The organism is Ectobacillus sp. JY-23 (assembly GCF_023022965.1).
GTDB lineage: Bacteria > Bacillota > Bacilli > Bacillales > Bacillaceae_G > Ectobacillus.
On the sequence record NZ_CP095462.1, the window covers coordinates 3,310,780 to 3,324,561 of the forward strand.

Sequence of the window (13,782 nt, forward strand, 5' to 3'; positions counted from 1 at the left end):
GTAAAATAAGATATTTACTGTGACAGCCATGTAGACATTTGCACAGGAAGGGAGTTTGGGGTTTTTGGTACAATTTAATGATACGTTTTTAAGAGCTTGTAGGGGAGAACGAACAGATTATGTACCGGTTTGGTATATGAGGCAGGCTGGAAGGTCGCAGCCGGAGTACCGTAAAATAAAAGAGAAATATTCGTTGTTTGAAATTACGCATCAGCCGGAGCTTTGTGCATATGTGACCAAGTTGCCAGTGGAGCAATATAACGTTGATGCGGCCATTTTGTATAAAGATATTATGTCACCGCTTCCATCTATTGGTGTCGATGTTGATATTAAAGCTGGCATTGGTCCGGTTATTGCAAATCCTATCAGATCCTTACAGGATGTAGAGAAACTGGGAGAAATTTATCCCGAGCAAGATGTACCTTATGTATTAGAGACAATTCGTCTATTAACGAAAGAAATGCTGTCTGTACCACTTATCGGTTTTGCAGGAGCGCCATTTACATTAGCAAGCTATATGATTGAAGGCGGACCGTCGCGCAACTATAACAAAACAAAATCCTTTATGTATGCAGAGGCGAAAGCATGGTACGCCCTGATGGAAAAGCTTGCTGATATGACAATTTCATATGTGAAGGCACAAGTCGCAGCGGGGGCAAAAGCCGTACAAATTTTTGATTCATGGGTAGGAGCTTTAAATGTAACGGACTATCGTTTATATATTAAGCCGACAATGGAGCGCATTTTTACAGAGCTTCGTGAGCTTAATGTGCCTCTTATTATGTTTGGTGTTGGTGCAAGCCATCTAGCAAATGAGTGGCATGATTTGCCTCTTGACGTAGTAGGGCTTGATTGGCGTTTGCCAATTGAAGAAGCGAGAGCGAGAGGTATTCATAAAGCAGTGCAAGGAAACCTGGATCCAGCTATTTTATTATGTCCATGGGAAGAGATTGAAGTGCGCGCGAAAGCCATTTTAGATCAGGGAATGAAGCAGCCTGGCTACGTGTTCAATTTAGGACATGGCGTGTTCCCAGAAGTAAACCCCGACACGCTGAGAAGGTTAACAGCATTTGTTCATGAATATTCTGCGGGACAATTGCGATAAGCAAGGAGGAACAACATGAAAAAGAAAATGGGCTTACTTGTCATGGCGTATGGCACACCTTATAAAGAAGAAGATATTGAACGTTATTACACACATATTCGCAGAGGCAGAAAGCCTAGCCCTGAGATGTTAGAGGAATTAACAGAAAGATATCGTGCAATCGGTGGTATTTCACCCCTTGCAAAAATCACACTGGAGCAAGCGCATGCGCTAGAAAAGCAATTGAATAAGATGCAAGATCATATTGAATTTAAAATGTATCTTGGTTTAAAGCATATTGAGCCGTTTGTTGAAGATGCGGTACAGCAAATGAAAGAAGATGGCATTACAGAGGCTGTAAGTATCGTGTTAGCGCCTCATTATTCTACATTTAGTGTAAAATCTTACAATGGACGAGCGAAAGAAGAATCAGAAAAAATCGATGGCCCAGTTATTTATGATATTGAAAGCTGGTATAAAGAGCCTAAATTTATCGCATATTGGGCACAGCAAGTAAAGGACACATATGCAAGTATGCCTCCGGAAGAACGTGAACAAGCGGTACTTATTGTGTCTGCACATAGCTTGCCAGAAAAAATTATTGCACAAGGCGATCCGTATCCTGAGCAACTTGCAGAAACAGCAAAGTTAATTGCAGAAGCTGCAGGGATTACAGCATATGAAGTTGGCTGGCAAAGTGCCGGCAATACACCTGATCCGTGGATTGGACCTGATGTGCAGGACTTGACAGCTGATTTACATGAGAAATATGGTTATAAAGCGTTTGTATACATTCCTGTCGGCTTTGTAGCTGATCATTTAGAGGTGTTGTATGACAACGATATTGAGTGTAAGGTTGTAACAGATCGAATTGGTGCTAGCTATTATCGACCTGAAATGCCGAACGCAAAGCCAGAATTCATTTCGTGCTTAGCAGATACAGTGATAAAGAAAGCAATTCACGTTGCAGAGTAGTACAGGGCAGGAGGCGTTGCATGTGGAAAAGGTTGTAATTATTGGCGGCGGTATAACCGGTTTGACGACGATATATCGATTGCAGCAGGAAATGAAAGCAAAAGGATCGGCAATAGATACAGTCTTGATTGAAGCTGCAGGACATCTGGGTGGCAAAATTCAAACCGTATATCGTGATGGGTTCACAATCGAAAGAGGTCCGGACTCCTTTTTAGAGAGGAAAGTGAGCGCAGGACGTTTGGCACAAGAATTGGGACTTGGCGAGCATCTGGTTAACAATACAGCAGGAAAATCCTACGTGCTTGTTAACAACAAGTTGCACGGTATTCCGGAAGGCTCTATGATGGGAATACCTACGCAAATTACACCTTTTCTTGTTTCTGGTCTATTTTCTCCTGTTGGAAAACTAAGAGCTGGTTTTGACTTTATATTGCCTCGTTCCAAACAGGCAGAAGATCAATCGCTAGGTGCTTTTTTTCGCCGTCGTCTTGGCAATGAAGTTGTGGAAAACTTAATTGAACCACTTTTATCTGGTATTTATGCCGGAGATATCGATAAAATGAGTCTTATGTCTACGTTCCCTCAATTTTATCAAGTTGAGCAAAAATATCGAAGTATTGTCCTTGGTATGAAAACAATTGCACCCAAAAAACCACCAGGTACCAAAGGGATTTTTCAAACAATAACAGGTGGTCTAGGTACTTTAGTTGAAGCACTCGAATCTCGTTTACAGCCAGGGACAGTATTAACAGGGACGCGTGTAGAACGTATTACGAAGAATGGGGAACAGTACCGCGTATTACTAAGTAACGGCAAGGAGATAGAAGCGAGTGCGATTGTTGTTGCTTCGTCTCATAAAATGCTACCAAATTTGTTTCCACAATATAATGAGTTTCGTCAATTTAAAGCGATTCCTTCGACTACCGTTGCTAACGTAGCGCTTGCCTTCCCCGCTACAGCGATTAAACGTGATATCAACGGAACGGGGTTTGTCGTATCACGTAATAGTGACTTTTCCATTACCGCTTGTACATGGACCCATAAAAAGTGGCCACATACAACACCAGAAGGGAAAGTATTACTGCGCTGTTATGTTGGGAAGCCGGGCGATGAAGATATTGTGACCAAATCGGACAAAGAGTTAACCGACATTGTGCTACAAGATTTAGAGAAAACAATGGATATTGATCAGGAACCGGAATTCGCTGTTGTAAGTCGTTGGCAGGAAGCAATGCCGCAATACACAGTCGGACATAAGCAACGTTTACAAAAGGTTAGGGAATTTATGAGCAAAGAACTCCCAGGTGTATATTTAGCTGGTAGCTCTTATGGTGGTGCAGGATTACCTGATTGTATTGATCAAGGTGAACAAGCTGCAGCACATGTCATAAACCATGTATTGAATCATCAGATAATAAAAGTCATATAAAAAGCCCCTCTTGAGGGGCTTTTTATATTTCATTGCTTCTTTTGTGGTCTGTATACATATATAGATTAGGAGATAATGCTTGCAACCAATTCTAAGGGAGTAACATATAATATCACAAACAGAAAGTAGGAGGAGATCGTTAATGGTTAAAGTTTGGATTGACGCAGGTCATGGTGGACAAGATTCCGGTGCCACCGGGAATGGATTACAGGAAAAAGAAATTGTTGTGGAAATTGCTAGACAGTTGAATAAGATACTTGTTCTAGAATATGGCGTAGACACAGGGATGACGAGACAGGATGACACATTTGTGTCACTAAGCGAGCGTGCGAATCGCGCAAATACTTGGGGCGCAGATGCATTTATATCTATTCACTGTAACAGCGGTGGTGGAAGGGGATTTGAATCATATCGTTATACTGGTGCTTCTGATTCACGAACAACATCTTTACAAAATACAGTACACGATGCGGTAATGGCGTTTTATAGACAGCACAGTGTTGTAGATCGCGGTAAAAAAATTGCAAATTATGCAGTACTTCGTGAGACGAATATGATTGCTTTATTGACAGAAAACTTATTCGTGGATAATATAGAAATCTTAAAATTTGAAGATATTAATTTTTTAATTGGTGTAGCCCGGGCGCATGCGGAAGGAATTGCAGCGTATTTTGGTTTGCAAAAGAAGGTCTCAGAAATTCGCTATATTTATACTGGTGGACATGCAGGGCCAGGTTTAGGACAAATACACGATTACTTGTTTCAAACTGGGCACAACTTTGATGTAAAGCGCGGGAGTGATGGGTCTATCATCTTCTTGATTGGGCCGTTTGACATACTTCAACCTAACTTTAATGACTGTAAAAATTTCTTGGACAAGAACGGTTATTCTAATGTGTTGAAGACGCCGGGAGAAGCAGCTGTTTGGCGATAAGAAAAAGGAAAAAACTGCAGGGGCAGTTTTTTCTCTACATAATGCCTTTGTAATAAATATTATATAGAAATACAAAGTCTTATTGCGGTAATTAAAATCAAGCTCTCTCAACCTATAATATTTATTTTTTAAAATTTCGTAAATTTATAATAAATAACTTTGTAGATAAGAAAAGAATGGTATGATAGAAAGGCCGGAAAAAAACGGCGAACGTAAATTTGAGGAGGAAGCGGATTTGAAAAAGTTTTTCTTAGTCTTGTTCGCAGTGCTTTTAGTTTTTCCGCTTATGGTTCCAAGTATTAAAGCGGAAACAGTTTTGACGGTTAAAGAAGCAATTGAGGCATTTAAAAACACAGGCAAAGTAAATGCAGTTGTGGAAGGGTATATTATTGGATACACTACAAGCCCTTCTAAATATACAAATGACCCGGCAAAATTTGCAGACACAAACATCGCAATTGCAGATGCCCCGGGGGAAATAGATCCTGCAAAGATTATGCCTGTTCAGCTGCCACCAGGTGATGTACGAAAAGCGGTAAATGTAAAAGATCATCCTGAGTATGTGGGGAAAAAGGTTCGTTTAACAGGCACGCTTGAATTATATTTCAGTAGTCCTGGTTTAAAATCGGTTACGGCGTATCAATTTGAGAGCGGGCAACAAGAAAAAGTACAAGATGTTCAAATCAATCCAAACGGCGGTACAGTAGAGAAAGGTACAACGGTTACACTTTCTACATCTACGGAAGGAGCCACTATTTATTATACACTTGATGGCATGACACCAACGATGCAAAGCCTCGTGTATACAGCACCTTTCACAATTAGTAGCGATGTTGTTGTAAAGGCTATGGCGGTAAAAGAAGGTTTAGCAAACTCTAACATAGCAACAGCTTCATTCTTACTTAAAAATGAAAAACCTGTGCGTATACACGACATTCAAGGTACAAGCCATGTCTCACCATATGAGAACAAAAATGTATTTGATGTCGAAGGCGTTGTAACAGTAGTTGATAATAACGGTTTTTACATGCAAGATATAAAACCTGATGAAGATATGGCCACTTCTGAAGCTATTTACATATTCAAGCGTCAGCCCGGTGTGAAACCTGGAGACCTTGTTGCAGTTGACGGAGAAGTGGATGAATATGTCGGTGCGGGTTATTCAGATAAAATGAAAACTGACCTAGCGGGTACGCAGATCAAGGCAAGCCGTTTAACAGTTAAAGAGTCAAATATAGCTTTGCCGAGCGCAATTGTTCTAGGTAAGGATGGCTTACGTATTCCTAGTGAGATAGTAGACAATGATTCGTTTTCTGTTTTTGATCCTAGTGAAGATGCCATTGACTTTTATGAGAGTCTAGAAGGTATGCTAGTGGAAGTTCGCAATGCGGTAGTAGCTGGTCCGCAAAAATATGGTGATGTTTTTGTGACTATGGATAAGGGTACTTCTGAGCTACGCACACGCGGGGGCACACCAATACTTGCGGCGGGTGATTACAATCCAGAACGCCTATCCATTAAGACAGGAAGAGCATTTGTTACAAAGGCTGGAGACTTTTTTAAAGGAAGTATTACAGGGGTAGTTGGTTATGATTACGGTAATTATCGTATCATTCCTACAGGACAGTTGCCTGAATTGCAGGACGGCGGTTTGCAACGTGAACGCTCAGCGATTAAGCCTGCTATTGATAAAGTAACAGTAGCAACATTTAATATTGAAAACTTCTCTGCAAATCCCGAACAAACTTCTGATGAAAAGGTACAAGGCTTAGCTGCAGCGATTATTCATAATTTGAATATGCCTGACATAATTGCTGTACAAGAAATGCAGGATAATAATGGAACGGTAAACGACGGTACAACGGATGCTTCTTTAAGTGCAAAGCGCCTAATTGATGCAATTCGCGCTAATAAAGGTCCAGGATATAAATATGTTGATATTGCGCCTGAAAATAATCAAGACGGAGGCGCACCAGGTGCGAATATCCGTGTAGGTTTCTTGTATAACCCAACACGTGTTCAGTTTGTTCAGTCCGCTGACCATAAAAATTTATTGCCGCAAAACCCTATGAGAATTGGGACGAGCAATCCTTTATTTGATGATACAAGAAAGCCTCTAGCTGCCGAATTTCAATTTAAAGGACAAAACTTTGTAGTGATTTCCAATCATTTAAACTCTAAAATTGGCGATGCAACGCCATTTGGGAAAATTCAACCAATAGTACTTGGCAGTGAGCCAAAGCGGATAGAGCTGGCTGCAGAAGTAAATCGCTTTATGAAAAATATTGTAGACACAAAGAAAAATGCAGTTATAATCGCAGCAGGAGATATGAACGACTTTCAATTTTCTAAGCCGCTTCAAACATTAAAAGGCGATATTATGACGAACATGATGGAAACATTACCGCTTGAAAATCGCTATACGTATATTCATGACGGCAATGCTCAAGTGTTAGATCATATTTTAGTAACGAACAATGCGGCGTTATATACAAAGGTGCAGCCTGTTCATATCAATGCTGAGTTTATGCATGAGCATGGTAAGGTTAGCGATCATGATCCGGTTGTGGCGCAAATCGATTTGAAAAAGGTACGCAAGGCATCCTAAAGTAAATCCCTGTCCTAGGACAGGGATTTTTTCATCGTTTCATATGCATGCAGCGCACGTGCACGAGCAGCAGTATGGTCTACAATAGGGTAAGGATATGTTATACCGAGGATTACATTCGCTTCGTGCAGAACGGTTTTTGGTGCGACCCAAGGCCTATGAATATATTTGTTGGGTAAAGAGCGAAGTTCAGGAACCCATCTTCGCACGTATTCCCCTGTACCATCAAATTTCTCACCCTGTGTTACAGGATTGAAAATGCGGAAATACGGTGCAGCATCAGCTCCGCTACCTGCCACCCATTGCCATCCCATTGTATTATTAGCTAAGTCAGCATCAACCAGAGTGTCCCAAAACCAAGCAGCACCTTTCTGCCACGGAAGTAAAAGATGCTTAACTAAAAACGAAGAAACGACCATGCGTACGCGATTATGCATAAATCCAGTGGCCCAGAGTTCTCGCATCCCTGCGTCAACAAGTGGATATCCCGTTCGTCCTTTTGACCAAGCTTCGAAAGAATCTTCATCGTCACACCAAGGGAAATATTGGAAGCTTCCGTTAAGAGGCTCTGTTACAGTATGCGGGAAATGATGTAACAAATGATAAGCGAATTCTCGCCAAATGAGCTGACGTATAAATGCATGTCCTTCTTGTTTTGACGCAATATAATGATAGGCTGCTCGAGGGGAAAGTTGGCCGAATGCCAAATAAGGTGAAATGGCAGAATGAAGTGCATGAGCAGGGAAATCACGACCATTTTCATAATCGGAAATTTTATGTGATGCAAATGTTCGCAATTTAGCGTAAGCAGCACGTTCAGTAGGCTCCCAATTTTTTGCGATATCATCTATCCAGTTTACTTTCGGCAACAATTGCAAATCTTCAATCTCTAGAGTGTCATCATAAGAGAAAGCTGTTAGTTTTGGAATTGGGAAGGGTTCAGGTACATTCTGTGTCAAAAATGTTTTATAGTACGGTGTAAAAACTTTATAAGGCTCTCCATTTGTCTTTCTAACTGTATTAGGTGGAAGCAAAAGGTGAGATTCAAAGGTACGACATGCAATCTCTTCTTGCTTCAGTTGTGTTAGAATTTCTTGATCTTGTTGATAGGCATGTGGTTCATGGCGTGTATTCAAATAAAGTGCATCGGCATTTGTATCACGAATTATTTTACGTAAAATAGTAAGTGAATTCCCCTTTTGTATAATGAAGGGAATATTTAGTTTTGCCAAGCGTTCCTTTATATCATATAAGGCAGAATGAAGCCACCATTTGCTGGCACCTCCTGCACGCCAGCCCCCTTCATATTCTTCATCATAAATATATACCGGTAAAACTTTACCTACTGCGGCAGCTTGATATAAAGCTGGATTATCATATAAACGAAAATCTTTTCGAAACCAAACAATAATTCGTTGCTTCATGGTACTTTCTCTCCAGTTATATTGTATAGGTATTGTATAAAATAATTATATATTTTGTTCATTTTATCGTCTAGTAAAGATACTTATATTAGCTTTTGAAAATAATTTTACTTCACATCTCGAGAAGACTGTGATAGTATACACACATACTAACTGACCGAAATGTTCATTTGGTCATTCCGAGGTGAGAAGATGGCGATAGACCGAAGGCGAGCTGTGATAGAGGCGGCAACACAATCCTTTGCATCATTTGGTTACAAAGCAACGACAATGGATCATGTAGCCCGCTTAGCAAATGTCGGAAAAGGAACCATCTATACATTCTTTAAAAACAAAGAAGAGTTGTTTGGCGAAATCATTTCACATTTAATTTTAGAGATGAAAGCAGTAGCAGACGAATGTATAGACTCTGAAGGAACGTTTTTTGAAAATGTTCACCGTACATTATATCGTATATTGGAATTTCGAAAAGAACACCAGTTAACGATTAAGCTTGTACAAGAGGAAAGAGAAATTGGTACCCCGGAAGTACAAGAAATGATGCGGAAACTGGATAGTGCGATTATCTCATATATCAGTACCTATTTAGAAAAGGCGATTGCTAAGGGCGAAATAAGAAAATGCGATCCTGAAATTACAGCGTTTGTTATGCTTCGCTTGTATATATCGCTCATTTTTGACTGGGAAAGAACACGTCAGCCGCTTGAAAAAGAAGAAATTGCACAGTTGTTCGAGCTGTATTTACTGAAAGGATTATCAAAATGATGGTCCTTCTTCTTGCGAGAAAAATGACTAAATGAACAAAATGGTCAAATGTATAATTAGGAGGAGAAACAATAATGAGAGGATTAACGCTGCTAAAGAAAGAGTTCTTAGCGATTGTTAAAAACAAAAAGCTGTTGATTCCTTTACTAGGTGTATTATTTATTCCTGTATTGTATGCAGGGATGTTCTTGTGGGCCTTTTGGGATCCATATGAGCAGCTAAATGATCTACCTGTAGCCGTTGTGAATATGGACGAAGGAGCTGTAAAAGACGGTGAAAACTTGCAGGTAGGTAATGACCTTGTAAAGGAATTGAAAGACAATGATAATTTTAAGTGGGAATTTGTAAGTGAAGCAGAAGCAAAAAAAGGGATGGACGATCGCAAATACTATATGACTGTACGCATTCCAGAAAACTTCTCACATAATGCAACAACATTACTGGATGCAAACCCTGAGAAGTTGCAGCTTGAATATATCCCAAATGAAAGCTTGAACTTTCTTTCATCGCAAATCGGTGGTACAGCTATCGACAAGTTAAAGCAGGAAGTTGCGCATACAGTTAGCAAAACATATGCAGAAAAGGTATTTGCTGATATTACAAAGGTGTCTGATGGCTTAGCACAAGCGGCTGAGGGTGCTAATAAGCTCCGCGACGGTTCACAAACATTAACGGATAAACTAAATGAAGTCAAAGATGGTGCACCAAAGCTATACAATGGTGCAGAAACAATTACGAACAAATTAGGTGAGCTAACAGGCGGTGCAACACAGCTATATAATGGTTCACAAACATTGACGGATAAATTAAATGAAGTCAAAGATGGTGCGCCAAAGCTATATGATGGTGCGCAAACGATTACGAACAAATTAGGTGAGCTAACAGGTGGTGCGACAGAACTTTATGCTGGTTCACAAACACTTGCAAGCAAATTAGGAGAAGTAAGCCAAGGGGCACCGCAACTGTATGCAGGTTCTCAGGCAATTACAAAGGGTGCATCAGATTTAGCAGCTGGAATGCCTGCATTGCAAGCAGGTGCTGAGAAATTGAACAAAGGTGCAGCCGCAACAGCAGAAGGTGCAAAGAGTGTGGGAGCCGGTTTAGAGGCTTTAAATCAAAAAATGAATGCACTTCCTGAGCCTTATAAAGAAGAAATGCAAAAAGCAGTACAACAATTAATTGAAGGTAATAAGCAAGTAATTGGTGGTGCTCAAACTGTTTCTGAGGGCAATGCGACATTAGCGGAAAAGACAACAGCAATTAGTCAAGGTGCAAACCAATTAGCAGCCGGATCTGGTCAGTTGACTGAGAAGCTAGGTGTGTTAAGCCAAGGTGCGCCGCAGCTGGCTGAAGGTGCAGCGAAGTTATCTGATGGATTAGGTAAACTAGCAGCAGGTTCTAATCAGCTAGCAGCCGGATCTGGTCAATTGGCAGAAAAATTGGGTGGGTTAAAAGATGGAGCGCCGTTACTTGCGGATGGAGCGGTAAAATTGTCTGATGGATTAGATAAGCTTGTATTAGGATCTGGTCAGCTAGCGGCAGGGTCTGGTCAGTTAACAGAAAAGCTCGGCGGATTAAAAGATGGAGCGCCGCTGCTTGCGGATGGATCTAAGCAAATTTTAGACGGACAATACGAGCTAGCTTCTAAGCTTGGCGATGCAGCGAAAGAAACAGGTGAAGTAAAAACGAATGAAAACACGTATGATATGTTTGCTGATCCTGTTAAAGTGAAAACAGAAAAAGTAGCGGAAGTACCGAACTATGGAACAGGCTTTACACCATACTTCCTATCATTAGGTTTGTTTGTAGGTGCATTGCTTCTTTCTATTGTGTTCCCGCTTCGTGAAACAGTAGGAGAACCAAAAAGTGGCTTCAGCTGGTTTATTAGCAAGTTTGGTATTTTACTAGGTGTAGGTGTTATTCAAGCGCTTGTTGCAGATCTCATTTTGTTTGTTGGACTTGATATTGAAGTGAAAAGTGTACCATACTTCATACTATTTAGTATTTTAACAAGTTTAACATTCATTGCGCTTGTACAGTTTCTTGTTACAGCATTTAGTGATGCAGGACGCTTCATGGCAATCATTGTATTAATCTTGCAATTAACAACAAGTGCGGGTACATTCCCGATTGAGCTGGTACCAAAGGCTCTTCAAGTGTTCAATACTTGGCTGCCAATGACGTATTCTGTTTCAGGCTTTAAAGCTGTTATTTCAAGCGGTGATTTTGGATTTATGTGGGAAAATGCTGCTATTTTAGCTGCTTATATTGGTGTGATGGCACTTGGAACCATCGCTACACTTACAGTTATTCATAAACGTTATTTTGGCCGATTTACTGATGCTGAATAAGTGAACGCCTGCAGTTTCTGCAGGCGTTTTTCTTTTTATGCATTGAAAGTTTCGCGTTGTTCCTATATAATGTAAAACGGAAACGCTTACATTGTTAAGGGGGAGAAATTTGTGTCAACAATTGAGGACGTTGCAAAGCTGGCGGGGTTATCTCGAACAACCGTATCACGCGTAATCAACAACCATCCATACGTATCGGATGATAAAAAGAAAAGGGTTGCAGTTGCGATGCATACGCTCGGTTTTGTGCCGAATTCTGCTGCGCGGAGGCTTCGTAAGCAAAGGGCAGAGACAATTGCTGTTTTAGTGCCTCGTGTAACGAACCCCTTTTTCAGTAAGTTAATAGAGTCGCTCGAGATGGCGGCTTCGGAATACAAATATAAACTTATTATTTGTCAAACGCGTTATTTGCCGGAAAAAGAGCTGGAATATTTACAGCTATTAGCTACGAAACAAGTAGACGGTATCATCTTGTGCTCACTTCAAAATAAATGGGAGCACGTTGAACCCTATCTAGAACATGGCCCAATCGTACTTTGTAATGAGTATGCAGAAGAAGCAAAAATACCAACAGTTAAGTTTAACCAAATTGAAGGCGCTTACGAAGCTACAAAGCATTTATTGGAGCAAGGACATCGCCGTTTGTTGTTCTGTAGTGGTAGTGAGCAAAGTATGGTTGTACAGCATCGTAAAATGGGATTTTTACGAGCAGTAGCAGAACATAAGCTACAGGTAGAGTCTGTAGAATTTATTGAAAACGCATATGATATTGAAGATGGACGCCGTGTGTTTCATGCAATTTCACACATGAACAAAATTCCAACCGCTATTTTCGCTGGCGGTGATGAGGTGGCGGCCGGCATCATATCCGAAGCAAAGCGTAATCTATGGCATGTACCGGAACAACTTGCGGTTGTAGGGTTTGATAATCAGTTGCTTTCTGAGATTACCGAGCCTGCTATTACAACAGTGTGTCAACCTGTAGATAAAATGGCTTATAAAGTGATCGAAGTGATAATGGACAAGATTGTCACAAAACGATACCGTCACAAAGAAATATACGAATTTGATTTAGAGCTCGTTGTAAAAGGATCGACTGTAAAAAATATGATGATGTTAGCATGAAAAAGCATCGCGGTATATGCCGCGATGCTTTTTTGGTGCAAAGATTTACTATAATCAGCATTCTCCTGTATGAATGCAGTCTTCACATTGATTGTGGTACGCTTCGTGTTGTTCATCAATCTCTTTACCGCACTTGCAACAGTTTTTTGGCGGTAAATTTCTGAAAAACTCCATTGGATTTTGTAACATGAACGATTCCCCCATTCATTTTGTTATTTCTATTGTATTAATACAATTATATTTAGTCAACATCTGTTTTATAACAAATTAAAAAATGATGAAAATGTCCTGTAAAACGATTATAGTTAAAGGGCATTGTAAAAACTGAAAAGGAGAGGATGTGAGCAAATGAAACTTACAGTTGTGGGCTTTTGGGGTGGTTATCCAGAAGCTGGAGAAGCGACATCAGGTTATTTGTTGGAGTATGAGGGATTTCAATTGCTTATTGATTGTGGCAGCGGTGTACTGTCACAATTGCAAACATACATAGGTGTAGATGAGCTAGATGCTGTGGTGATATCGCATTATCATCACGATCATATTGCAGATATTGGGGTTTTACAATATGCGCGCCTCATCCAATTTTTTAATGGGGAAAAGCTCCCTACTTTACCGATTTACGGACATCAATTGGATCAACAAGGTTTTGCGTCTTTAACACATGCCCCTTATACAGCAGGCATGGCGTACAACCCAGAAGAAGAGCTACAAATTGGTCCGTTTACGATTACATTTCTGCCAACGAAGCATCCTGTACCATGCTTTGCGATGCGAATTACAGCAGGAACAAGTACGATTGTATATACAGCTGATACAAGCTACTTACCTGAGTTGGCGCCGTTCACAAAAGGAGCAGACTTATTTATTTGCGAATGCAATATGTATGCACATCAGGACGGGAAAGATGCAGGACATTTAAATAGTACAGAAGCTGGTCAGATTGCACAGGAGGCAAAAGTAGGGCAGCTGCTGCTGACGCATTTGCCGCATGCTGGCAATGTAGCTGATTTGGTACAGGAAGCACGCGTTGTGTATGATGGGCCTATTGAACTGGCACGAAGCGGTTATATTTGGAATGTATGAGGTG

At 40.6% G+C, this 13,782-nt stretch carries 11 protein-coding genes; 9 read left to right on the forward strand and 2 right to left on the reverse strand.

Annotated elements, in window-relative coordinates:
* Window positions 1–64 precede the first annotated feature (64 nt).
* The 5 genes from hemE to MUG87_RS16760 all read left to right on the forward strand — a co-directional run bounded on the left by hemE (window position 65) and on the right by MUG87_RS16760 (window position 7,030).
* Window positions 65–1,105: a uroporphyrinogen decarboxylase gene (gene hemE, locus MUG87_RS16740; RefSeq protein ID WP_290429018.1), complete on the forward strand. Its 1,041-nt coding sequence runs from the start codon at window positions 65–67 to the stop codon at window positions 1,103–1,105.
* 15 nt (window positions 1,106–1,120) lie between these two features.
* Window positions 1,121–2,059 carry a ferrochelatase gene (gene hemH / locus MUG87_RS16745; RefSeq protein WP_247083662.1) on the forward strand — a complete coding sequence of 313 codons (939 nt, stop codon included), beginning with the start codon at window positions 1,121–1,123 and terminating at the stop codon, window positions 2,057–2,059.
* 22 nt (window positions 2,060–2,081) lie between these two features.
* Window positions 2,082–3,488: a protoporphyrinogen oxidase gene (gene hemY / locus MUG87_RS16750; RefSeq protein WP_247083665.1), complete on the forward strand. Its 1,407-nt coding sequence runs from the start codon at window positions 2,082–2,084 to the stop codon at window positions 3,486–3,488.
* Between the two features lie 142 nt (window positions 3,489–3,630).
* On the forward strand, window positions 3,631–4,422 hold the full coding sequence (locus tag MUG87_RS16755; RefSeq protein WP_247083668.1) for an N-acetylmuramoyl-L-alanine amidase family protein: 792 nt from the start codon (window positions 3,631–3,633) through the stop codon (window positions 4,420–4,422).
* Window positions 4,423–4,708: 286 nt separating this feature from the next.
* A complete protein-coding gene (locus MUG87_RS16760; protein ID WP_247087748.1) occupies window positions 4,709–7,030 on the forward strand; it encodes a DUF6359 domain-containing protein in 2,322 nt (773 codons plus the stop codon).
* A gap of 14 nt (window positions 7,031–7,044) precedes the next feature.
* Here the strand turns inward: MUG87_RS16760 and MUG87_RS16765 are convergent, their stop codons facing one another.
* On the reverse strand, window positions 7,045–8,454 hold the full coding sequence (locus tag MUG87_RS16765; RefSeq protein WP_247083671.1) for a cryptochrome/photolyase family protein: 1,410 nt from the start codon (window positions 8,452–8,454) through the stop codon (window positions 7,045–7,047).
* A 192-nt stretch (window positions 8,455–8,646) separates the two neighbouring features.
* On the opposite strand from MUG87_RS16765, the gene MUG87_RS16770 reads away from it, so the two are divergent.
* The 3 genes from MUG87_RS16770 (at window position 8,647) to MUG87_RS16780 (ending at window position 12,695) form a co-directional block, all read left to right on the forward strand.
* Window positions 8,647–9,219 carry a TetR/AcrR family transcriptional regulator gene (locus MUG87_RS16770; protein ID WP_247083674.1) on the forward strand — a complete coding sequence of 191 codons (573 nt, stop codon included), beginning with the start codon at window positions 8,647–8,649 and terminating at the stop codon, window positions 9,217–9,219.
* Window positions 9,220–9,293: 74 nt separating this feature from the next.
* Entirely contained in the window at window positions 9,294–11,570 is a 2,277-nt protein-coding gene (locus tag MUG87_RS16775; protein WP_247083675.1) for a YhgE/Pip domain-containing protein, read from the forward strand.
* Between the two features lie 111 nt (window positions 11,571–11,681).
* Window positions 11,682–12,695, forward strand: coding sequence for a LacI family DNA-binding transcriptional regulator (locus tag MUG87_RS16780; RefSeq protein ID WP_247083677.1), 1,014 nt, complete (start codon window positions 11,682–11,684; stop codon window positions 12,693–12,695).
* A 54-nt stretch (window positions 12,696–12,749) separates the two neighbouring features.
* On the opposite strand, the gene yhfH is transcribed toward MUG87_RS16780, so the two are convergent.
* A complete protein-coding gene (gene yhfH / locus MUG87_RS16785; RefSeq protein WP_247083679.1) occupies window positions 12,750–12,884 on the reverse strand; it encodes a protein YhfH in 135 nt (44 codons plus the stop codon).
* Window positions 12,885–13,043: 159 nt separating this feature from the next.
* Between yhfH and MUG87_RS16790 the strand changes: the two genes are divergently transcribed.
* A complete protein-coding gene (locus tag MUG87_RS16790) occupies window positions 13,044–13,778 on the forward strand; it encodes an MBL fold metallo-hydrolase (RefSeq protein ID WP_247083681.1) in 735 nt (244 codons plus the stop codon).
* Window positions 13,779–13,782: the final 4 nt, after the last annotated feature.

Bases quoted from the DNA above. Each gene is read 5' to 3' on its own strand.
- hemH (WP_247083662.1), top strand. From the start codon at position 1,121: ATGAAAAAGAAAATGGGCTTACTTGTCATGGCGTATGGCACACCTTAT.
- MUG87_RS16755 (WP_247083668.1), top strand. From the start codon at position 3,631: ATGGTTAAAGTTTGGATTGACGCAGGTCATGGTGGACAAGATTCCGGT.
- MUG87_RS16760 (WP_247087748.1), top strand. From the start codon at position 4,709: ATGGTTCCAAGTATTAAAGCGGAAACAGTTTTGACGGTTAAAGAAGCA.
- MUG87_RS16765 (WP_247083671.1), bottom strand. From the start codon at position 8,454: ATGAAGCAACGAATTATTGTTTGGTTTCGAAAAGATTTTCGTTTATAT.
- MUG87_RS16770 (WP_247083674.1), top strand. From the start codon at position 8,647: ATGGCGATAGACCGAAGGCGAGCTGTGATAGAGGCGGCAACACAATCC.
- MUG87_RS16775 (WP_247083675.1), top strand. From the start codon at position 9,294: ATGAGAGGATTAACGCTGCTAAAGAAAGAGTTCTTAGCGATTGTTAAA.
- yhfH (WP_247083679.1), bottom strand. From the start codon at position 12,884: ATGTTACAAAATCCAATGGAGTTTTTCAGAAATTTACCGCCAAAAAAC.
- MUG87_RS16790 (WP_247083681.1), top strand. From the start codon at position 13,044: ATGAAACTTACAGTTGTGGGCTTTTGGGGTGGTTATCCAGAAGCTGGA.